The organism is Aeromonas sp. TW 6 (assembly GCF_013168745.1).
GTDB lineage: Bacteria > Pseudomonadota > Gammaproteobacteria > Enterobacterales > Aeromonadaceae > Aeromonas > Aeromonas caviae.
In genome coordinates this window covers 33,263-55,737 of record NZ_JABERS010000027.1, presented here as the reverse complement: position 1 = coordinate 55,737, position 22,475 = coordinate 33,263, and the positions used below count along the sequence as shown (strand labels likewise).

General features: G+C 63.6%; 18 protein-coding genes. 11 read left to right on the top strand and 7 right to left on the bottom strand.

The window, feature by feature from the left end; translation table 11 throughout:
• Window positions 1-218 precede the first annotated feature (218 nt).
• The 5 genes from HKD46_RS14035 to HKD46_RS14015 form a co-directional block, all read right to left on the bottom strand.
• Window positions 219-995 (bottom strand): lipoprotein, encoded by a 777-nt coding sequence (locus HKD46_RS14035; RefSeq protein ID WP_041212621.1) that lies wholly within the window; start codon window positions 993-995, stop codon window positions 219-221.
• A 103-nt stretch (window positions 996-1,098) separates the two neighbouring features.
• Window positions 1,099-1,524 (bottom strand): glutaredoxin-dependent arsenate reductase, encoded by a 426-nt coding sequence (gene arsC, locus HKD46_RS14030; RefSeq protein WP_161469830.1) that lies wholly within the window; start codon window positions 1,522-1,524, stop codon window positions 1,099-1,101.
• 51 nt (window positions 1,525-1,575) lie between these two features.
• The gene (gene arsB / locus HKD46_RS14025) at window positions 1,576-2,640 is read right to left on the bottom strand and encodes an ACR3 family arsenite efflux transporter (protein ID WP_161469831.1); all 1,065 of its coding nucleotides are present in this window, start codon (window positions 2,638-2,640) and stop codon (window positions 1,576-1,578) included.
• An 88-nt stretch (window positions 2,641-2,728) separates the two neighbouring features.
• A complete protein-coding gene (locus HKD46_RS14020; protein ID WP_151027467.1) occupies window positions 2,729-3,097 on the bottom strand; it encodes a helix-turn-helix transcriptional regulator in 369 nt (122 codons plus the stop codon).
• 391 nt (window positions 3,098-3,488) lie between these two features.
• Window positions 3,489-4,580 carry an HD domain-containing phosphohydrolase gene (locus HKD46_RS14015; protein WP_171865561.1) on the bottom strand — a complete coding sequence of 364 codons (1,092 nt, stop codon included), beginning with the start codon at window positions 4,578-4,580 and terminating at the stop codon, window positions 3,489-3,491.
• A gap of 267 nt (window positions 4,581-4,847) precedes the next feature.
• On the opposite strand from HKD46_RS14015, the gene rimO reads away from it, so the two are divergent.
• From rimO to HKD46_RS13960, 11 genes are all read left to right on the top strand, one after another.
• Window positions 4,848-6,176 (top strand): 30S ribosomal protein S12 methylthiotransferase RimO, encoded by a 1,329-nt coding sequence (gene rimO, locus HKD46_RS14010; RefSeq protein ID WP_171865560.1) that lies wholly within the window; start codon window positions 4,848-4,850, stop codon window positions 6,174-6,176.
• A gap of 545 nt (window positions 6,177-6,721) precedes the next feature.
• Window positions 6,722-8,404 carry an ABC transporter substrate-binding protein gene (locus tag HKD46_RS14005; RefSeq protein ID WP_043156495.1) on the top strand — a complete coding sequence of 561 codons (1,683 nt, stop codon included), beginning with the start codon at window positions 6,722-6,724 and terminating at the stop codon, window positions 8,402-8,404.
• 117 nt (window positions 8,405-8,521) lie between these two features.
• Entirely contained in the window at window positions 8,522-9,505 is a 984-nt protein-coding gene (locus HKD46_RS14000; protein ID WP_010673905.1) for an ABC transporter permease, read from the top strand.
• Window position 9,506: 1 nt separating this feature from the next.
• Complete coding sequence (locus HKD46_RS13995) at window positions 9,507-10,412, top strand: ABC transporter permease (protein WP_010673904.1); 906 nt, start codon at window positions 9,507-9,509, stop codon at window positions 10,410-10,412.
• Window positions 10,409-11,431: an ABC transporter ATP-binding protein gene (locus HKD46_RS13990; protein ID WP_049637259.1), complete on the top strand. Its 1,023-nt coding sequence runs from the start codon at window positions 10,409-10,411 to the stop codon at window positions 11,429-11,431. Before HKD46_RS13995 ends, HKD46_RS13990 begins: the two co-directional genes overlap by 4 nt.
• 11 nt (window positions 11,432-11,442) lie before the next feature.
• Entirely contained in the window at window positions 11,443-12,441 is a 999-nt protein-coding gene (locus tag HKD46_RS13985; protein ID WP_039040529.1) for an ABC transporter ATP-binding protein, read from the top strand.
• A 107-nt stretch (window positions 12,442-12,548) separates the two neighbouring features.
• Window positions 12,549-14,276 (top strand): glycoside hydrolase family 9 protein, encoded by a 1,728-nt coding sequence (locus HKD46_RS13980; RefSeq protein ID WP_171865559.1) that lies wholly within the window; start codon window positions 12,549-12,551, stop codon window positions 14,274-14,276.
• 104 nt (window positions 14,277-14,380) lie between these two features.
• Complete coding sequence (locus HKD46_RS13975; RefSeq protein ID WP_171865558.1) at window positions 14,381-15,253, top strand: BadF/BadG/BcrA/BcrD ATPase family protein; 873 nt, start codon at window positions 14,381-14,383, stop codon at window positions 15,251-15,253.
• Window positions 15,254-15,320: 67 nt separating this feature from the next.
• The gene (locus HKD46_RS13970; protein ID WP_171865557.1) at window positions 15,321-17,177 is read left to right on the top strand and encodes a beta-N-acetylhexosaminidase; all 1,857 of its coding nucleotides are present in this window, start codon (window positions 15,321-15,323) and stop codon (window positions 17,175-17,177) included.
• A 192-nt stretch (window positions 17,178-17,369) separates the two neighbouring features.
• A complete protein-coding gene (locus HKD46_RS13965; protein WP_114522587.1) occupies window positions 17,370-18,923 on the top strand; it encodes a PAS domain-containing methyl-accepting chemotaxis protein in 1,554 nt (517 codons plus the stop codon).
• A 66-nt stretch (window positions 18,924-18,989) separates the two neighbouring features.
• Window positions 18,990-19,340 carry an MGMT family protein gene (locus HKD46_RS13960; RefSeq protein ID WP_048207207.1) on the top strand — a complete coding sequence of 117 codons (351 nt, stop codon included), beginning with the start codon at window positions 18,990-18,992 and terminating at the stop codon, window positions 19,338-19,340.
• An 83-nt stretch (window positions 19,341-19,423) separates the two neighbouring features.
• On the opposite strand, the gene HKD46_RS13955 is transcribed toward HKD46_RS13960, so the two are convergent.
• Both HKD46_RS13955 and topA read right to left on the bottom strand, forming a co-directional pair.
• A complete protein-coding gene (locus tag HKD46_RS13955) occupies window positions 19,424-19,594 on the bottom strand; it encodes a hypothetical protein (RefSeq protein WP_164882089.1) in 171 nt (56 codons plus the stop codon).
• A 115-nt stretch (window positions 19,595-19,709) separates the two neighbouring features.
• On the bottom strand, window positions 19,710-22,331 hold the full coding sequence (topA, locus tag HKD46_RS13950) for a type I DNA topoisomerase (protein ID WP_039040523.1): 2,622 nt from the start codon (window positions 22,329-22,331) through the stop codon (window positions 19,710-19,712).
• Between the last annotated feature and the right edge of the window lie 144 nt (window positions 22,332-22,475).

Genomic DNA, 22,475 nt, shown 5'->3' with positions numbered 1-22,475 from the left:
GAGGACAGGCGTGAATGAAGTCGAGAGCTTGGTCGATACGCATAAAAAAATCCGAAACCCAACAAGGAGTTTCGGATTCTTACACAGCCTGAGGATCGGTCAATGGATCCTTAACTGATCGGCATTAGGCCCAAGGCCCTCTTTTTACTGCAAACCCCGACAAGTAAACAGGGTGCATCTCTAGCCATCCATGAAAGACCGGGTCAGATTGGCAGGGGTTACTTGTTCAGGTCATCATCCAGCCAGTACTTGGAGCCCGAGATGTTGGCGTCCAGCAACAGCCCCTTCTCGCCAATCTGATAGATGGCCATGCCGCCATTGTATTTGGCGGTGAGCTCGGCGCTCTCCTTGCCCGCCACGGCGCCCACCTCGGAGGTAGCTTCCCACCCCTTGCTGACGAAGGCATCGAACCTCGCCTTGTCTTCGAACAGGATCACCTGCTGGTAGAACTTGCCGCCGATCCCGGCCGCGAGACCGGCACCGAACATCTTCATGTAGGTGTGCTTGCCACTGGTGCGATTGACGGCCACCCCGGCCCCCTGATTGGTATGGATCATCAGGGAGAACTTGCGCGAGTCGAACACCGCATAGCCATAAGCCTTGTCAAACAGCAACTTGGCCGAGGGCTGCTCGTTGAACAGCCGCACCAGGGCGGTATCGGCCATGGTATCGAGGGCGGTTCTCGCCTCCTCCGGGGTCTTGGGCTCGAGCATGGTGTCGAGCTTCTTGTCGGCGGCGGTCAGCCACTCCTTGCCGGTGGCCGCGCTCTCTGCCGTCCAGGCCCCCGCCTTGTTGTAGGCCTCGGCCCCCCAGCTGGACACCGACTCCCAGGTCTCCTTGGAGAAATCGGTGATCCCCTTCCACGCCTCCTTGCTGGTATCGCTCACCGCGGTACCGAGTTCGGAGGCGGCCTCCTTCAGCTTTGCCCAGTCGGCCAGACCGGGGGTTGAGGCCAGCGCCAGTGCCGTGGCTATCACCAGGAATCGAATCTTCATTGTTTCCACCCTCTGTGATGAGTCGAAGGTCACAGTAGCAGATCTGGCGCCTGCCCGTTAAGGGCATCCCCCCGGCGCGGGTCAGACGCTGACGCGCAGGGGCTCAACGAAGCCATTTGCCCTGGCCATCCACCACCTGCTCGCCATCCTCCTTGGCAAAGGCCCCTTGCTGCGGGTCGGGCAGGATATCGAGCACCACCTCCGACGGGCGGCACAGCCGGGTGCCGAGGGGGGTGACCACGATGGGCCGGTTGATGAGGATGGGATGGGCCAGCATGGCGTCGATCAGCTCATCGTCGCTGAAACGCGCTTCCGCCAGCCCCAGCGCCTCGTAGGGGGGCACGTTCTTTCGCAGCAGATCGCGCACCGGCATGCCCATGGCGGCGATCAGGGCCACCAGCTCGTCGCGGGAGGGGGGCGTCTCCAGATAGTGAATGATGGCGGGCTCCACACCGCTGTTGCGAATCAGCGCGAGGGTGTTGCGGGAGGTGCCGCACTCTGGATTGTGATAGAGGGTGATTGCACTCATTTGCCTGTCTCTCATGACTCAAGTGAATAGAAATGGGTTAGTGGCCATCCGTTAGCGACTTGGCCCCGCCTCGTACCAGGGTTTGCTGGCGTTGACCACGCGCACCACCAGCAGCATGACCGGCACCTCGATGAGCACCCCGACCACGGTGGCGAGCGCCGCGCCCGAATGAAAGCCGAACAGGCTGATGGCGGCGGCCACCGCCAGCTCGAAGAAGTTGGAGGCCCCGATCAGGGCGGAAGGGCAGGCCACCGAGTGCTTCTCCCCCACCTTGCGGTTGAGCCAGTAGGCGAGCCCGGAGTTGAACAGCACCTGGATCAGGATGGGCACCGCCAGGAGGGCGATGACCAGCGGCTGCTCGATGATGGCGTTGCCCTGGAAGGCGAACAGCAGCACCAGGGTGAGCAGCAGGGCAGCCACCGACCAGGGCTGGATGCGGGTCATGACGCCGTCAAAATGGGCCTGCCCCTTTCTCAGCAAGGCCTTGCGCAGCAGCTGGGCGAGGATGACGGGGATGACGATGTAGAGCACCACCGAGGTGAGCAGGGTATCCCAGGGCACGACTATGCTGGAGACCCCGAGCAGCAGCGCCACCAGCGGGGCAAAGGCAAACACCATGATGAGGTCGTTCACCGCCACCTGCGACAGGGTGAAGTAGGGATCGCCGTTGGTGAGGCGACTCCAGACAAACACCATGGCGGTGCAGGGGGCCGCCGCCAGCAGGATGAGGCCCGCCACGTAGCTGTCCAGCTGATCCGCCGGCAGCCAGTCGGCAAACAGCACGCGGATGAAGAGCCAGCCGAGGAAGACCATGGAGAAGGGCTTGACCAGCCAGTTGATGAAGAGGGTGACCCCGATTCCCTTGAGGTGCCCCTTCACCTGGTGCAGGGCGCCAAAATCGATCTTGAGCAGCATGGGGATGATCATCACCCAGATAAGCAGCCCCACCGGCAGGTTGACCCTGGCCACCTCCATGGCGCCGATGGCCTTGAAGAGGCTCGGCAACCCCTGCCCCAGACCAATGCCCACCAGGATGCAGAGGGCGACCCAGGCGGTCAGATAACGTTCAAAAAAGCCGATGGCAGGGGCTGCCTTGGCCTCACAGCTTGCAGACATGATGACTCCCGGTGCGATCCACGCTCGCACCCCAGGTTGAATAGATGAATGGCACGGCACATGGGCATAGACAGCCCGGCATGGCCCGTTACGACTCGCCGCAGCAGGGCGACGATGCCTCGGCGCGGGAAGCGCTGCCGGGCCCGGCGGGCAGCAGGCCACACGCCTCGGGATGACCGGCGCAGCACTCCTCGGTGAGGTAGGCGATCACCCCCAGCATCAGGGGGATGTTGGCGCGATAGCGCAGAAAACGCCCCTCCTGCTCCACCGACAGCAACCCGGCGTTGAGCATCCCCTTGAGGTGAAACGAGAGGGTATTGGGGGCGATGTCGAGCTCGCCGGCCAGCTCCCCCGCGACCCGCCCCTCCAGCCCGGCCTTGACCAGCAGCCGCCACACCTCGAGCCGGATCCCGGATGCCAGCGATTCAAAGACCTTGGTGGCCATCTCTTTGTTCATGGGTCTCCCCCCTTGGATGCTTTATTTCAACTATACAAGAATTATTGAAATGATCAAAGTGTCACCACCGAGCCGACATCGCGACGGGACGGGCCACCAGAGGCGCCGCCCCGGCCATGTCGTGCCCGCCAGCGGCCTCATGTCAGTCATACGGCTAATATCTGGCCTCTCTTTATAAGGCACTCTTATGACCTTACCCCGGACAATCCCCCCGTTGGCCGCCCCGCCCACCGCGGCGCCCTGCCCCGCCGCAAAGCCGCAATGCCGCAGAACAACCCCCGGCGCCGGATGCACCTCAAGGCGATGAAACAAGAGAGGGCCCCAGGCCCCGCCATCAGATGACGGGGCCTGGGGAATCCGGGAGAAGCCGGGGAGGAGAGAGGGGGCGCAATCAGGTGATCACGGGATCCCGATATTGCCGATGGATGGCACAAAACGCCTCCCGGCTTTGCAGCGCCGCCGCGACGCAAACAGGGTCGAACTGGCTGCCGGCATGGGTCTTGAGGTACTCGAAGGCCGTTTCGAGGGGCCAGGCCTGCTTGTAGGGTCGCTCGCTGGTAAGGGCGTCAAACACATCCGCCACCGCGACGATGCGGGCTTCCAGGGGGATCGCCTCCCCCGCCAGTCCTTCCGGGTAACCCTGACCGTCGAAACGCTCGTGGTGGTAGGCGATGATGTTCTTCAGCATGTCGGTGTGATGGATGCCGTCGAGGCCGAACTCGCGGATCATCAGGGCGATCATCTCTCGCCCCTTGAAGGGGTGGGTCTTCATCACCCCGTACTCCTCGGCCGTGAGCTTGCCCGGCTTGAGCAGGATGGCGTCGGGCACCGCAATCTTGCCGATATCGTGCAGCTCGGAGAAGAGGTGAATGAACTCCACCTCCTCGTCACTCAAGGGGTAATGGGCCGCCACCTCCCGGGCGATGAGCCGCGAATAGGCCGACATGCGGTGCAGGTGATTGGCGGTCTCCTCGTCCCGGTAGCGGCTGAACTCCCGCACCGTGGTCAGGGCCCCGTTCAGGGTCTGGATGGAGAAGAACTCCACCGCGATGATGGCCGCCAGGATCTGGGCATAGGCCGCCAGCTCACCGCAAATGGCGCCATCGAAGTAACCGGGCTCTTTGGCATCGCAAAACAGAAAGCCGAACAAGCGACTGTTGAGCAGCAGCGGCTCGGTATAGCTCGACGCGTAACCGGCCGCCAGCACTTTGCGGCTGTGCTCGGAGGGGGAGCCCAGCAGGGAATCCAGGGTGTCGAGCACCCTGGGCTGCTGGTGCTCGGCCAGGTAGCGCAGGGAAGGCACCTCGCTCAGCCTGACCTCGTACTGCAACAGCGGCGAGCCCCCGTCCGTGCTGTGGGCAAAGGTCTTGAGATGGTCCGTCTGCGGGTCGTAGATGGCGATCGCCACCCGGCTCAACTTGTCAAAGCGCTGCCTGAGGGTGGCGTGCACGTTCTGCACTTTCTCACCAAATGAACTCTCCATCCCGCACATCCTTCTGATAGGCCTGTTGGGAGTATAGTGACACCCGTTTTGCCCCTCCTGCCAAATGGTGACGGCGCACAGGGATCGTGATCCCGCCCGCACCGACGACGGCCCCCTCCCTGCCCGTGGTCATGTCACGCCCGCCCCACCCCGCGTCCCCGGGCAAAGAGATTGTTCGCTTCCGACGTGTCGGCTGTATAGTTTTTGGTTAGCCATTCCGGTAAAATCCGCGCCCTTGAATAAGAGCCACCTAAGAGTGATTGAGCGATGTCCAACACAAAACAGGCCCCCAAAGTAGGATTCGTCTCCTTGGGTTGCCCCAAAAACCTGGTCGATTCCGAACGCATCCTGACCCAGCTGCGTACCGAAGGGTACGACGTGGTGCCCAGCTATGACGATGCGGAGCTGGTGGTGGTCAACACCTGCGGCTTCATCGACAGCGCGGTGCAGGAGTCCCTGGAAGCCATCGGTGAAGCCCTGGCCGAGAACGGCAAGGTGATCGTCACCGGCTGCCTGGGTGCCAAAGAGAACCAGATCCGCGAGATCCACCCCAAGGTGCTCGAAATAACCGGTCCCCACGCCTATGAAGAGGTGCTGGGCCACGTCCACAAATACGTGGAAAAACCCACCCACAACCCTTTCACCAGCCTGGTGCCGGCCCAGGGCGTCAAGCTGACCCCGCGCCACTACGCCTATCTCAAGATTTCCGAAGGCTGCAACCACCGCTGCACCTTCTGCATCATCCCCTCCATGCGCGGGGATCTTGTGAGCCGCCCCATCGGCGAAGTGCTGGCCGAAGCCAAGCGCCTGAAAGAGGCTGGCGTGAAGGAGATCCTGGTGATCTCCCAGGACACCTCCGCCTACGGCGTGGACGTCAAGCACCGCACCGGCTTCTACGACGGCATGCCGGTCAAGACCAGCATGGTGGCCCTGTGCGAAGAGCTGGCCAAGCTCGGCATGTGGGTGCGCCTGCACTACGTCTACCCGTACCCGCACGTGGATGACGTCATTCCCCTGATGCGCGACGGCAAGATCCTCCCCTACCTCGACATCCCGCTGCAGCACGCCAGCCCGCGCATCCTCAAATTGATGAAGCGCCCCGGGTCCGTCGAGCGCACCCTGGAGCGCATCCAGAAGTGGCGCGAGATCTGCCCCGAGATCACCCTGCGCTCCACCTTCATCGTCGGCTTCCCCGGCGAGACCGAGGAAGAGTTCCAGATGCTGCTGGACTTCATCGACAAGGCGGAACTGGACAGGGTTGGCTGCTTCAAATACAGCCCGGTCGAGGGTGCCAAGGCCAACGAGCTGCCGGATCCGGTGCCGGCCGAGGTGCAGGAAGAGCGCTTCCAGCGCTTCATGGAACTGCAACAGCAGGTCTCCATCCGCAAGCTGGCCCGTAAAGTGGGCAAAGAGATGCTGGTGCTGATCGACGAGGTGGACGAAGAAGGTGCCACCGGCCGCTCCGCCGCCGATGCCCCCGAGATCGACGGCCTGGTCTACCTGAATGGTGAAACCGGCCTCAAGCCCGGCGACATGGTCAAGGTCCGCATCGACGAAGCGGACGAGTACGACCTCTGGGCCAGCCTGGTGGATTAATCACGCCACTCCCCCTCAAAGCCAGTCGGTCTCACCGACTGGCTTTTTTAATGTCCGCCGCCCGTCAGGCTCTTGCATGCCCCCCTGTCATCCCCTGTGCCGCCCCTCGTCACCGGTCTCCCTCTCCTTGCTCTTTTCGCACGTGCCCGTGAACCAGCGCACACTTCTCTCCGCCCACATGAGCCGCTTGTTTCCTGCGCAAAAATAAGCCGCGTCAACGGGGAAAAAACGAGCACGATCCAGCTCACATTATCGTTGTCACAGGGAGTGGCAAGGTGACTTTTTACTTTGTGAGAATTAATGCAACTTTATAATTTAAAAGGATTTAAAATGCATTTTGACGATAATGACGTGCGCCGTGCAATTTTTACGATATCGACGAAATGAAGAGTTGTTGTTTTCCTGTTAATTCTGCTTTTCTAAGGGCGTTGGACGACACAACTACAAGGGTGCAAAACCTGACCAACAGCGAGGGCCGGTATCCAAGCATGCGATGTCGGTGCTCCATTCCAAAACCATGGAAGACCAATAAGAAAGGAAAAAATATGCTTGCCAAAGTATCCAAAATCGCAACCTCAGTCATGCTGGGAACTCTGCTCGCCGGTGCCACCGGCACAGCCATGGCCGCCGACAACAAGACGGTGCTGACCCTGGTTGCCCAGCAGGAAACCGCATGGGTCAAGAACTTCAACCCCTTCCTGCAAGCGGGTCTGCTCCACACCACCCGTCACTTCATCTATGAGCCGCTAGTGATCTTCAACGATATGCAGGGTGGCAAACCCGTCTATCGTCTGGCTACCCACTACGCCTTCAGCGATGATCTGAAATCCGTCACCTTCGACCTGCGCGAAGGGGTCAAGTGGTCCGATGGTGAAGCCTTCACCGCCGACGACATCCTCTTCTCCTTCAACCTGGTCAAGGCCAACAAGGCGCTGGACGAGCGCTCTATCTGGACCCAGATCAAGGGTGTCGAGAAGCTGGGTGACCACAAGGTCAAATTCGACCTGGCCGAGATCAACACCAACGTGGTGAACGACCTGGTGCTGGTGCCCATCGTGCCGGAGCATCAGTGGAAGTCGGTGAAAGACCCGGTGGCCTTCACCAACGACAAGCCGGTCGGGACCGGTCCCTTCACCGAAGTGGACAACTTCTCCGCCCAGCTCTACACCCAGTGCCGCAACCCGCACTACTGGGACAACGCCAACCTCTCCATCGACTGCCTGCGCATGCCGCAGATGGCCACCAACGACCAGGTTCTGGCCGCCGTGATGAAGGGTGACGTGGACTGGTTCGGCTCCTTCGTGCCGGACATCGAGCGCCTCTACGTCGGCAACGATCCCAAGAACAACAAGTACTGGTTCCCCGCCTCCGGCACAGTGGCGTTCAACGTCAACTTCCAGAGCAAGAACCCGGGCAACCACGAAGCCTTCAACGACATCAACTTCCGCCGCGCCTTCTCCATGGCCATGGACCGCCAGTCCATGGTGGACATCGCAGGCTACGGCTACCCCACCGTCAACGAGTACCCGTCAGGGCTTGGCAAGGCATTCGCCTCCTGGGACAACCCGGACGTGGAGAAGAAGTACGGCAAGTACAACAAGTTCGACCTGGAAGGGGCCAAGGCCCTGCTGAAACAGGCGGGCTACAAGGACTGTGACGGCGATAAGTTCCTCGACACCCCGAGCTGCAAGAAGATCGAGTTCAAGGTGCTGGTACCGAACGGCTGGACCGACTGGGTCAACACCGTCCAGATCGGGGTCGAAGGCCTGCAGGCCCTGGGCCTGAACGCCAAGACCGCCACCCCGGAAGCCACCGTCTGGACCGAGTCCCTGATCACCGGTGACTTCGACGTCGCCCTGCAGGGTTACTTTGCCGGTGCCAACCCGCACAAGTACTTCGAGACCGCCTTCCACTCCCGCAACATGGGTGAGCGCGGCAACCGCTTCGCGGCGCCCCGCTACAAGGATCCCGAGCTCGACAAGCTGATCGACGACTTCACCCAGACCGCCGATGCGGCCAAGCAGAAGGAGATCATGTTCGCCATCCAGGAGCGTGTCGGGGCCAACCAGACCATCATCCCGGTGTTCAACAACCCGACCTGGTACGAATACAGCACCAAGCGCTTCAATGGCTGGTTCAGTGCCGACAACCCGGTCGCCAAGCCGCAGGTACACCCGGACACTCCGGAGCGTCTGCTGCACGTGCTGTCACTCAAGCCAAACAGCTAATCACCCCGGCCCCCTGCGGGGGGCCCTCTTCCCCGCCATGTCTTCCATCCCCCGCACCTGCCGGGGTTGGGGGAGCTTTGCCCGGCGCGGGGCAGGCTTGCAGTAAAAGGTATCACCATGGGATTTATACTTAGACGCTTCTCCTTCTATCTGGTCGCCTTCCTGGTGGCCGCCACCATCAACTTCCTGCTACCCAGAGCCATGCCGGGGGACCCCGTCTCCGTCATGTTTGCCCGGGCCGGCGCCATGATGGAACCCGCCGCGCTGGAAGCCCTCAAAGCCACCTTCGGTTTCGTGGACGGCCCCATCGGCACCCAGTTTCTCACCTATGTGAAGAGCGTCTTCACCTGGGATCTCGGCACCTCGGTGCGCTACTACCCCCAACCGGTTGCCGACGTCCTCGGCCGCGCCATCGGCTGGACCCTGTTCCTGGTGGGCACCTCCACCATTCTGAGCTTCTCCATCGGCTCCATCGTCGGCATCTTCGCCGCCTGGTACCGGGGCGGACGCATGGACAGCATCCTCTCCCCGCTCACCCTGGTGATGCAGGCCATCCCCCCCGTGGTGGTCTCCCTGCTCGCCCTCTTCCTGTTCGGCGTGAGCCTCGGCTGGCTGCCCATCGGCTACGCCTACAGCCCCGAGATCCCCGCCGATTTTGGCTGGGAACACATCAAGAGCATCCTGCTGCACGCCATCATGCCGGTGGGCACCCTGGCCGCGGTGCAGGTAGGGGGCTTTCTCATCACCATGCGCAACAACATGATCAACCTCCTGGGCGAGGACTACATCACCATGGCCAAGGCCAAGGGGCTCTCCAGCAACCGGGTGATCTTCAACTACGGCGCGCGCAACGCCGTGCTGCCCAGCGTCACCGCCCTCTCCATGGCGCTCGGTTTCGTCATCGGCGGATCCCTCATCACCGAGGTGATCTTCAACTACCCCGGCCTGGGACTGACCCTCTATCAGGGCATCCTGGCCCGTGACTACCCCCTCATCCAGGGGCAACTGCTCATCATGACCATCACCATGCTCAGCTTCAATTTCCTGGCGGACGTGCTCTACGTCTTCCTGGATCCCCGTCTGCGTACAGGAGGCAAATAAGATGCGTATGCCGACTATCTTGAAAATCCTGCTGGGCAACAAGAAGGCCGCCTTCGGCCTCGCCATCGTGGTCACCTTCGTGCTGATGGCCCTGTTCGCCCCGCTGCTCGCCAGCAACGAACCCACCAAGCGGGTCGCCCGCCCCCACCAGCCCCCCAGCGTGGAGCTGGTGATGGGTTCCAACCGCATGGGCCACGATCTCTGGGCCCAGTTCACCAACGGCGCCCGCATCTCCCTGATGGTGGGCTTCGGGGCAGGCCTGCTGGTGTGCGCCCTGGCCATCACGGTGGGCATCACCGCCGGCTACTTCGGCGGCGTGGTGGACGAGTGCCTCACCTTCCTGATGAACGTGGTGCTGGTGATCCCGAACCTCCCCCTGTTGCTGGTGCTGGCAAGCTTCATCGGAGAGGCCTCCCCCATGGTGATCGCCCTCATCATAGGGTTGACCTCCTGGGCCTATGGCGCCCGGGTCATCCGCGCCCAGACCCTGGCCCTGCGGGAGAAGGAGTTCGTCATCGCCGCCGAGGTGCTGGGTGAACCGGCCTGGCGCATCATCCTGGTGGAGATACTGCCGAACCTCATCTCCATCATCGGGGTGAGCTTCATCGGATCCATCATCTACGCCATCGTCACCGAGGCGACCCTGGAGTTCCTGGGGCTCGGCGACCCGACCGTCGTGAGCTGGGGCATCATGCTCTACAACGCCCAGACCTCGAGCGCCATCCTGGTGGGCGCCTGGTGGGAGATCCTGGCCCCCTGCTTCGCCATCGCCACCCTGGGGGCGGGTCTCGCCATGCTCAACTTCGCCATCGACGAGATCGCCAACCCGCAGCTTCGTTCCCACAAGGGCCTGCGCCGCTGGAAGCAGCTTGCCACTCCCATCACTGCTCAGGAGAAGACAGCATGACCCAGCAACAACCCCTGCTGTCGGTGCGCCAGCTCTGCGTCGACTACATCACCGAGAGCGGCGACGTGCGCGCCGTCAATTCGGTCAGTTTTGACATCATGCCGGGTGAGGTGTTCGGCCTCGCCGGCGAGTCCGGCTGCGGCAAGTCCACGGTCGCCTTCTCGGTAGCTAGGCTGCACAAGCCGCCCGCCTACATCAGCGGCGGCGAGATCCTGTTCAAGGGAGAGAACATCCTCGGCTTCGACGACGAGCGGTTGCGCAGCTACCGCTGGCGCCAGGCGAGCGTGGTGTTCCAGTCCGCCATGAATGCGCTCAACCCCGTGCTGCGCATGGAGGAGCAGTTCTGCGACGTGCTCTTGGCCCACAACCCCGGCATGACCCGCTATGAGGCGATCAAGCGCGCCCAGGAGCTGCTGGAGATCGTCGACATCCACCCGAGCCGGCTCAAGGACTACCCGCACCAGTTCTCCGGCGGCATGCGCCAACGGCTGGTGATCGCCATCGCCATGGCCCTCAACCCCGAGCTCTTGATCATGGACGAGCCCACCACGGCGCTCGACGTGGTGGTGCAGCGGGAGATTTTGCAGAAGGTCTATGCGCTCAAGGCGAAGTTCAACTTCTCCATCCTCTTCATCACTCACGACCTCTCGCTCATGGTCGAGTTCTGCGATCGCATCGGCATCATGTACGCGGGGGAACTGGTGGAGGTGGCGCCGGCCAAGGCGATCCTGACCGCGCCCCTGCACCCCTACACCCGGGGCCTTGGCAACTCCTTCCCCCCCCTGCACGGGCCCAAGACCGTGCTGGAGGGGATCCCTGGCAGCCCCCTCAACCTGCTGGAGGTGCCGGTCGGCTGCCGCTTCCAGGCACGCTGCGCCAAGGTGCACGCGCGCTGCCGCCAGGAATACACCCGGCTGGCCGAGATCCGGCCCGGCCAACAGGCTGCCTGCCACCTTCATGAGGCAGCAGAGGAACAACCGGATCTTCCGATCCATCTGGACAAGGCCGCTGGCTGTTAAGGATGTCTGTCATGCAAATCGCCCAAACCGACGCGCCCATCATCGAGGTCCAGCACCTCTACAAGGACTTCGCCGTCAACTCCAACGCCATCAAGAGCGGCAAGATGCGGGCGCTGTCCGACATCACCTTCAACCTGCACCGGGGCCGCGCCCTGGCAGTGGTGGGGGAATCCGGCTCCGGCAAGAGCACCATCGCCAAGATCATCGCCAAGATGTACAAGCTCTCCAACGGCCGCATCCTCTACCGTGGCCGCGACCTCGAGGAGTTCAATAAGGGCACCGCCCTGCTGGACTATCGCCAGAGCGTGCAGATGGTGTGGCAGGATCCGTTCGGTTCACTGAATCCGACCCACACCATATACCACCACATCGCCCGCCCCCTGCTGCTGCACAGCAAGGTGAGTGACAAGCGGGATCTGCCCGACATGGTCTATGGCCTCCTTGAAAAGGTGGGGCTGACCCCCGCCAAGGCGACCGCGGCCAAGTACCCGCACCAGCTCTCCGGCGGCCAGCGCCAGCGGGTCAACATCGCCCGCAACCTGGCGGTGGAGGCGGAAGTGGTGCTGGCGGACGAGCCCACCTCCATGCTCGACGTCTCCATTCGCATCGGCATCCTCAACCTGATGGAGCAGATGAAGAACGAGCTCGGCGTCTCCATGCTCTACATCACCCACGACATCGCCACCGCCCGCTACGTGGCGGAAGATCTGGCGGTGATGTACGTGGGTCACATGGTGGAGTGGGGAGAGGTGGACGAGATCCTGCACCACCCCCAGCACCCCTACACCCAGTTGCTCATCTCGGCGGTGCCGGATCCCGAGAAGAGCATCCACGCCGAGCTGGAGGGAGGCCGCAAGGGGGAGATCCCGCTCTGGACCCCGGAATCCCGTGGCTGTCCCTTTGCCGGGCGCTGCCATCAGGCCATGCCCCGCTGCAAGGAGAGCCTGCCCCCGGTGACCCGGCTCGCCGACAACCACTTCGTGCGCTGCTACCTCCACGAACAAGGGTAAGCAGGCCCGCGGCCGGGCGCCGTCGCCCGGTCATGCCTCGCGTCGGGGCCGCAAGGCCCCGCAATGAGCCTCGCCCGCCAGGGGCGAGCCTTCGGAGTAAGACCTTGATGGAACTTTTGATCAACCAGGTGGGTTACGAATGTGACGGGGAGAAGAGCGCCCTGCTGCAGTGCGGCGCCGACCTCGATATCCGCGGCCACGTCAGGTTGCTGCGCCAGGAGGACGACCACCTCCTGCTGGAGACGCCGCTGGTGGCGGCGGGGAGCGTCCCCGGCTGGCAGGGGCGCCACTACTGGCGGGCCGATTTCTCCGCCTTCACCGAGCCCGGCCACTACCGGCTGGAGGCCGTCGTGACCACGGAAGCGCAGGAGCGTCTGGTGCGCTCCCCCTCCTTTGCCATCGACCGGGGGCTGCTGGCGCGCCGCTGCCTCTCCGATGTCATCCACTACTTCAAGGGGCAACGCGCCAGCGGCACCTTCGACCGGGCGGACCGCAGGGCACGCCTCTTTGGCACCGATCAGCGCCGGGACGTACATGGCGGCTGGTTCGACGCCAGCGGCGACATGAGCAAGTACCTGAGTCACCTCTCCTACGCCAACTACCTCAATCCCCAGCAGACCCCCATGGTGGTCTGGTCCCTGCTCAAGTGCCGGGAACTCCTGGCGACACGTCGCGACATCGACGGGATGAACCTGTGTAAACGGCTCAATGACGAGGGGCTGCACGGGGCGGATTTTCTCTGCCGAATGCAGGACGAGCGCGGCTTCTTCTACATGACCCTGTTCGACAAGTGGAGCAAGGATCCCGAGCAGCGGGAGCTGTGCGCCTATGCGACCCAGCAGGGGATCAAGTCCGCCCGCTGGCAGGCGGGTTTTCGCCAGGGGGGCGGCATGGCCATCGCCGCCCTGGCCCGCGCCGCCCGGGAACCGAGTGGCGGCGACCTTGACACAAGCCAGTACGCCGAGGCGGCCAGACGCGGCTACCTGCACCTGCGCGAGCACAACCTCGCCTACCTGGATGACGGGGTCGAGAACATCATCGACGACTATTGCGCCCTGCTGGCGGCGGTCGAGCTCACCAGAACGCTGGGCGCCGAGTGGCTCGCCGAGGCGCGGGATCGGGCCGGCCGGCTGTGCGCCCGCCAGCGCGCCCATCCCGATCTCGGCCACCATTGGGCCGCCAACGACGATGGCTCTCGCCCCTACTACCACGCCGCCGAGGCCGGCCTGCCGGTGCTGGCGCTGCTGGAGTATCTCGCCATCGAGCCGGATCCGGCGCGCCAGTGGGCGGCCCGGACCGTCGCCGAGCAGGCCCTGGCCGCCGAGCTGGCTCTCGCGGCCCGGGCAGGCAATCCCTTCGCCCTCGCCCGCCAGTATGTGAAAGGGGTCGATGAGGCGCCCCGGGTCAGCTTCTTTATGCCCCATCACAACGAGTCGGGTTACTGGTGGCAGGGGGAGAACGCCCGGCTGGCATCGCTCGCCACCATGGCGTTTGCTGCCGCACAGCACCTGCCCGGGCAGAGCGCACTGCTCTGCACCTTCGGCCAGCAGCAGCTCGACTGGATCCTGGGGAGAAACCCCTTCAATACCTGCATGCTGGCGGGTCAGGGCATCAACAACCCGGAATACACCGCCGGCTACCCCAATGCACAGGGGGGGATCTGCAACGGCATCACCGCCGGCTTCAATGACGAAAATGACGTGGCCTTTATTCCAGAGGCGTACAAGGATCGGCTGGATCAGAACTGGCGCTGGGGGGAGCAATGGATCCCGCACGCCGCCTGGTTCGCCCTGGCCATCACCTGGCAGAGCGCACAAGGAGGCCACCATGATTGAGAGCGGTTCACACATCACTGGCACCGGGGAGAGCCCTGGATCCTCCATACCGCCAGCCAGGTTTACCCTGGCCATCACCTGGCAGAGTGTGCAGGGAGGCTCCCATGATTGAATTCTGGGTCGGGGTGGACGGCGGCGGCACCCACACCCGGGCCCGCATTCGCAACAACGCAGGCAAGCTGCTCGGCGAGGGGCGCGCCGCCGGCTCCAACCTGGAGCTGGGCATCGCCCTCGCCCACGGCCATGTGCTGGCTGCCATCGATCAGGCCCGCATCGACGCGGGTCTGCCCAGGGAGAGCGAACAGCGGATGGGAGTCGGGCTCGCACTCGCCTCCGCCGAGCTCGCCGACTGCTACCACGCCATGCTGACCATGCCCTTCCCGTTTGCGCGGGTGAAGCTCACCTCCGATGCCTTTGGTGCCTGCCTCGGCGCCTTCGACGGCCAGGAGGGGGCCATCCTGATCGCGGGCACCGGCTCGGCGGGGCTCATCTACCGGGAGGGACGCCTTCACACCTGCTCGGGTCGCGGATTCCCCGTCTCGGATCTCGGCAGCGGCGCCTGGCTCGGGCTGCGCGCCATCCAGCAATCCCTGCTCTGCCACGACGGCATCCTGCCCCCCAGCACCCTGGCGGTGCGCCTGATGGATCACTTCAAGCGGGATCAGGCCGAGGTGGTGCGCTGGGCTGCGCGCGCCATCCCGGCCGACTATGGCCGTTTCGCCCCCTGGGTATTCGATGCCGCGAGCGACGGGGACGAGCTCGCCACCGCCCTGCTGGATGAGACCTGTGCCCAGCTCGGCATGCTGCTGGAGGGCATGACCCAGCTCGGGGCAGACCGGATCGCCCTGCTGGGCGGCATCGGCACGCGCCTCGCCCCCCGTCTGGGCCACTTCCATCTGGTCGCCCCCAAGCGCGACGCGCTGGAGGGGGCCATCCTGTTTGCCAGGACGGAGGCGCTGCCATGTCTGCATCCCTGAGCCTTGCCGGGCCGACAACACCTACGGGACAGGCTCCCGTTTCCTTCACCCCATCAGAGGAATTCCCATGTCCGCACCCCTGATCCACACCCGGGTCGATCACCGTGACGGTGACGATGTCTGGTTTCGCTTCACCCTGAGCCAACTGCCAGCAGCCCCCTGGAAACTCCACTTCTGCCTCGCCCGCCAGATCGATCCGCACTCGATCGAAGGGGGCTCCCTGGAGCGCCAGAGCGGCAGTTACAAGGTCATGGTGCCCCATGAGGGGGTGAGCGAGCTGCGCTTCTGTTGTCGCAACACCCCGCTCAAGCATGACTCCGATATGCCCAAGGGTTTCTTCCTGAGCCTGGAGAGCAAGGGACAGCTGCAACCCCTGGTGCTGGAGGGGGAAGACCTTGGCCTGACCAACCCGCCCTCCCCGGGACCCGACCTGCCACCGGTGGAGGCCGTCAACGGCCTCGTGCCCCAGCCCGCCCACCTGATTTATACAGAAGGCAACTTCCGGCTGGCCGAGCGGGCCCACGTCGACGGCCCCGTTCCCCTCGCCTCCCTGCTCGCCCATTTCAACGAGCTGACAGGCCTGGCCCTGACCCAGGATCACGATGCGGAGATCCACCTCGTCGAGGCGACACTTCCCCCCGAGGGGTATGAGCTCACCATCACCCCTGAGGAGATCGTCATCCGGGCCGCCGGCGAGGCGGGCTGGCGCCACGGGCTGGTGAGCCTGGCCCAGTGGGCACTCCAACACGGAGAGAGCCTGCCCTGCCTGACGGTGCGGGATGCACCGCGCTTCGGTTTTCGCGGCATCTTCCTCGACTGTGCCCGCCACTTCCACTCCATCGCCACCCTCAAGCGCCTGCTCAAGCAGATGAGCCTCTACAAGTTCAACCGCTTCCACTGGCACCTCACCGATGACGAGGGGTGGCGCCTGGAGATCAAGGCCTTCCCCCAGCTGACCGCAGTGGGAGCCTGGCGCGGCCATGGCCTGGCGGTGGGGCCCCAGCTGAGCGGCGGCCCCGATCCCTACGGCGGTTACTACACCCAGAGCGAGGTGCGCGAGCTGGTCGCCTACGCCGCCGGGCTTGGCATCACCATCATTCCGGAAATAGACATCCCGGGGCACTGTCACGCCGCCATCAAGGCGCTGCCCGAGATGCTGGTGGAAGAGGCAGACCGCTCCCGCTACCTCTCGGTGCAATATTTCGACGACAACGTGCTTAACCCAGCCCTGCCCGGCACCTACCGGTTCCTGGACGCCGTGATGGACGAGGTGTGCGATCTCTTCCCAGGGAGTCAGGTTCACATGGGGGGGGACGAAGTGCCCACCAGCGTCTGGACCGACAGTCCCGCCTGCCAGCAGCTGATGGCCGAGCAGGGGTATCAGGATTGCCGCGAGCTGCAGGGCCACCTGCTGCGCCACTGCCAGCACTACCTGGCTGGCAAGGGCAAGCAGATGCTGGGGTGGGAGGAGATACTTCACGGTGACAAGGTGAGCCGGGAGGCCACCGTCTTCGCCTGGACCAGCTTCCAGGCCGGCCTGGATGCCGCCGCATCCGGTTACCCCGTGGTGATGGCGCCTGCCCAGCACCTCTATCTGGATCTCGCCTGGAGTCAGGACATCCACGAGCCGGGACTCTACTGGGCGGGTACCCTCAACCTGGCGCAGGTGCATGCATGCGATCCTGCCCCGGCCGATTTCCATGCCAACGATAACATCCTGGGGGTGCTGAGCCCCTTGTGGTCGGAACTGATCACCTCTCGCGATCGTCTCGACTACATGTTGTTCCCGCGCATGCTGGCCACGGCAGAGGTGGCCTGGAGCACTCCCGCCCGCAAGGTGTGGGAGCACTTTGTCGCCCGTCTGCCCGGCCAGCTGCACATCCTCGACCAGTTGCAAGTGCGTTACCGGGTGCCACAGAGGTAGTGTTATCTTTTTCTTTTCGGCGACCTTTTGGTCGCCGTTTTTTTACCCATCGACAACAAAAACCCAACCTAGCCCCTACTTTTCATCTGCCTTTGTTGGCAAAATAAGGCCCCCGATGAAACCAGACAGGGGATGCACCTCCCTGCGGTTCCGCCACAATAACAATCAGCAAACAGATCGGAGCTTACCCTTATGGCCCGCAAACACGCCCAGGTCGTGGACAGTGAAGTGGAATTTCCCGCCGACGTGCAACTCGTTTCCACCACGGATCTGCGCGGCGTCATTACCTACGCCAACCCCGCCTTCTGCCGCATCGCCGGTTACCAGGTCGATGAACTGGTCGGCCACAACCACAACCTGGTTCGCCACCCCGACATGCCCAAGGCCGCCTTCGCCGACCTCTGGGATCGCCTCAAGGAGGGCAACCCCTGGCGGGGAGTGGTGAAAAACCGCTGCAAGGATGGCCGCTATTACTGGGTCGACGCCTACGTCACCCCCATCTACGAGCACGGCAAGATAAGCGGCTACCAGTCGGTGCGCTGCAAGCCCGACCCCCAGCTCAAGCAGGCTGCCGCCCAGGCCTATCGGGCCCTGCTTTCGGCCGAGCAACGGGGCACCCCGGCCCAGCCCTCGCTGCGCCGTTTCAGGCCGCTGATGCTCGGCCTGCCGCTGCTGGCGCTGCTGGTCTGGGCCGCCCTCACCCAGGGCCCCCTCACCGCGCTGCTGATGCTGCTTCCCCCCCTCGCCATTGCGGGCGCCTATTGGCGCGAGCTCATCGCCTTGCCCCGCTATCTCAGGCAGCTCGGTCAGCAATATGACAGCCTGACCCGGCTGGTCTATTCGGGGGATGCCCCGGGTGCCATCGCCGATTTTCACCTGAAGATGCTGCAGGCCCGGATCCGCACCGTGCTGGGGCGGGTCGACGATGCCACCCATCCGCTTCAGGCCCTGGCAACCGATCTGCAAGACTCCTCACACCGCGCCTTCCTCGACATCAACGAGCAGGATGCCCAGACCCAGCAGATGGCGGCCGCCATGACCCAGATGGCCAGCACCGCCCACGAAATCGCCCGCAACATCCAGGACACCAACGGCCAGGTGACCGAGGCACGCAGCAGTTGCCAGAGCACGGTGGAACAGCTGGATCAGACCCAGCAGCAGATGACCAGGCTGGCCAGCCAGGCGGAGCAGGCCTTCCACTCCGCGGTGGAGCTCGCCAGCGAGTCGGAGCGCATTGGCAGCGTGATGGGTGAAATCCAGGGCATCGCCGAGCAGACCAACCTGCTGGCCCTCAACGCCGCCATCGAGGCCGCCCGTGCCGGCGAGCAGGGGCGCGGCTTTGCAGTGGTGGCGGACGAGGTGCGCACCCTGTCGACCCGTACCCACAAGGCGACCGAGCAGATCCAGGGCAGCATCAGCCAGATCCAGCACACCCTGGAGCGCTGGCAGGGCATGATGCAGGACAACCTGGCCCAGACCCGGGAATGCGTCGAGATGACCCGCCAGGGATCAGGCAACCTGCACCTGGTGCTGGGGGAAATCGATCAGGTGACCGAATTCTCCACCCAGATCGCCGCCGCCGCGGAGCAGCAGCAGGTGGTGGTGGAGGAGATCAGCCGCAACATCCACCAGATCTCCGAATACTCCCGCGCCAACAGCCAGAAGATCCAGGCGGTGGACGACTCCAGCCAAGAGCTGCTCAGGCGGGCCCGCGAGCTCAGGGGACTGAGCCAGACCTTCGGCTGACAGATTGCAAGCCCCATGACAGAAGCGCCACAATGGCGCTTCTGCTGTTTTTGACGAGCCATCATCATGAGAACGAACGCGCCCCCTCTGGACAAGACGGCCCGCATCGAGGCGATCCTCGCCCTGATCCCCCCCGGCCGCGTGGTGAGCTACGGCCAGGTGGCGGACCTCGCGGGCCTGCCCGGACGGGCACGACTGGTGGGAAAAGTCTTGCGGGAGACCGACAAGGTGCTGCCCTGGCACCGGGTGCTGGGGGCGGCAGGCACCATTTCGCTGCCAAAAGGATCCGCAGGCTTTGACAGGCAAGCGGGGCTGCTGCAGGAGGAGGGGGTGCCCGTGATTGGCGGGCGGGTCAGGATGCGGGAGTGGCAGTGGCAGCCCGACCTGGCCGAGCTGCTCTTTCTGGTTCCCTTCTGACGAGGCTGGCACGTCCCGAAGGGATAGGGGCTCTTGCAACAAAGGGAGGGCCTCTGTGATCGCCCTCCGTCACGTTCTCTTCCCTAGTCGCTGGCAATGGGTCCCAGAATGTCATCGCTGCGCACCTGTACCGGGATGGTCTCATCCTCCCGTTGCAAGAGCACCAGCAGACTCTGTCTGTCCACCTCCAGCACATAGGCTGTCCCTTCACGGGTCAGGCAGGTCATGCCCGGCCGTATTTCATGTATCTCCATGACAACTCCCTGTCTTGCGCTGCCATCCATGCAGCCATTCCAGTATATCGCCATCCACCAACAAAGAAGCCCCTCGCAAGGGGCCTCTTTCATCATGCTGTGAGCGGCGTCGCCATCAGGCTTTCTTCGCCTTGGGCAGGCTCTCCTGCCATTTTCCGTTGTCGTAATGGGCTGTCCAGCCGGTCGCCTTGCCGTTGACCTCGGTCATCACGTACTGCTCCTTGGTCTTGCGGCTGAAGCGCACCACGGAGGCGTTTCCGTCAGGATCTGACGCCGGGGCGTCCGCCAGGTACTGGTGCTTGGGGGAGAGGCGATCGCGGAAGCGCTTGAGCTCCTCCACCAGGGGCGCACGGGTCTCGCGGGATTTGGGGAAGTTGCTGGCGGCCAAGAAGAGGCCGGCGGCGCCGTCCCGCAGCACGAAGTGGGCGTCGGACTGGGTGCATTTCAGCTCGGGCAGGGGTACCGGATCCTCTTTCGGCGGTGCAATATCGCCATTTTTCAGGATCTTGCGGGTGTTCTTGCAGCTCTCGTTGGTGCAACCCATGTATTTGCCGAAACGGCCGTTCTTGAGTTGCATCTCGGAGCCGCAGCGATCGCACTCGATGCTCGGCCCTTCGTAGCCCTTGAGCTTGAACTGCCCCTGCTCCACCTCGTAGCCATCGCAATCCGGGTTGCGACCGCAGACGTGCAGCTTGCGGCTGTCGTCGATGATGTAGGCGTCCATGGCGGTGCCGCAGATCCCGCAACGATGCTTGGCACGCAGAGCATCGGTTTCCGCCTCGTCCCCGTCGGTGGCGGAGACGAACTCGTCCGCACTGACCAGGTTGATGGTCTTCTTGCAGCGCTCCTTGGGCGGCAGGGCATAGCCGGAGCAGCCGAGGAAGACGCCGGTGGTGGCGGTACGGATACCCATCTTGCGGCCACAATCCGGGCAGTCGATATCGGTCAGCACCATCTGGTTGGCACGCATGCCCCCCTCTTCATGGGGCTTGTCGGCCTGCTCCAGCTCCTGGGTGAACTCGGCGTAGAAGGCGTCGAGCACCTTCTTCCACTCCAGGCTCCCCTCGGCGATGCCGTCGAGCTTGTCTTCCATCTTGGCGGTGAACTCGTAGTTCATCAGCTCGACGAAGTTCTCCACCAGGCGGTCGGTGACGATCTCCCCCATCTTCTCGGCGAAGAAGCGGCGGCTCTCGACCCGCACATACCCACGGTCGACGATGGTGGAGATGATGGAGGCGTAAGTGGACGGACGGCCGATGCCGCGCTTTTCCAGCTCGCGTACCAGGGCCGCTTCGGTGAAGCGGGCGGGCGGCTTGGTGAAGTGCTGGCGCGGATCCAGCTTGACCAGTTTCAGCACCTCGCCGACGGTCACCGCCGGCAGCTGGCTGTCTTCACCCTTGCGGCCCATGGGCGGCAGGGCCTTGGTCCAGCCGGCGAAGCGCAGGGTGCGACCGCGCGCCTTGAGCTCGAACTCCCCTGCCTTGACGGTCAGGGTGGAGGAGTCGTACTGGGCCGGGGTCATCTGGCAGGCGACAAACTGGCGCCAGATGAGGTCATAGAGCCGCATGGCATCGGGCTCCATCCCTTCCAGCATCTCGGCAGTCACCTGAACGCTGGAGGGGCGGATCGCCTCGTGGGCCTCCTGGGCATTGGCCTTGGCGCCGTAGAGGTTCGGATCGCTCGGCAGGTAGGCGGCGCCATACTGCTCGCCGATGTATTCCCGCACCGCGTCCACCGCCTCTTTGCTGAGGTTGGTGGAGTCGGTACGCATATAGGTGATGTAACCCGCTTCATAGAGACGCTGGGCCATCATCATGGTCTTCTTGACCCCGAAGCTCAGACGAGTAGAAGCGGCCTGCTGCAGGGTGGACGTGATGAAGGGAGCGGACGGCTTGGAGCCGGTCGGCTTGTCTTCCCGGTTGACCACCTTGTAGTCGACCCCTTCCAGGGCCGCCACGGCGGCGAAGGTCTCGGCCTGGGTCACCGGCTTGAAGTCGGCACCATTGCGGCTGACCACCTCCATGCGCAGCTCACTCTTCTCGGCGGTGAGCAGGTCGGCGTTGAGATCCCAGAACTCCACCGGCACGAACGCCTTGATCTCGCGCTCCTTGTCGACGATGAGGCGCACCGCGACGGATTGCACCCGACCGGCGGAGAGGCCGCGGGCCAGCTTCTTCCACAAGAGCGGGGAGACCATGTAGCCCACCACCCGGTCGAGGAAACGACGGGCCTGCTGGGCGTTGACGCGATGAATGTTCAACTCGGACGGCTGGGCGAACGCCTCCTGGATGGCGCTCTTGGTGATCTCGTTGAACACCACGCGCTTGTAGCGGCTGTCGTCGCCACCGATGATCTCGCGCAGGTGCCAGGCGATCGCTTCCCCCTCTCTATCCAAGTCGGTTGCGAGATAGATGGTGTCGGCCTTGGCGGCCAGACTTTGCAACTCGCTGACCACTTTTTCCTTGCCGGGCAAAATCTGGTAGTTGGCCTGCCAGCCTGCGGTAGGGTTGATGCCCATCCTTGAGAACAGGGCGTTGCGATCCTTGGCCGCCTTCTCGGATTCGCTGAGCTTGATGCCGCGAATGACAGGTTTTTTGGGCTCGGTGCTGGCGCTGCCGCTGGTCGGCAGATCGCGCACGTGGCCTACGCTGGATTTCACCACGTAGTCCTTGCCCAAATATTTGTTGATGGTCTTGGCCTTGGCCGGAGACTCCACGATGACCAGTGATTTGCCCATGCTGTAACTATTATCCTCATTGCACCCGACGGGGTTGGCGTGCGGTTTTGTGGGGCTGTATAAGAGATTTGACGGGAAAAAGCAATCTTGCGGGTCAATTTGCCCGACAGCCCGAACCGCCCTGCTTCTTTATTTATTAATGCG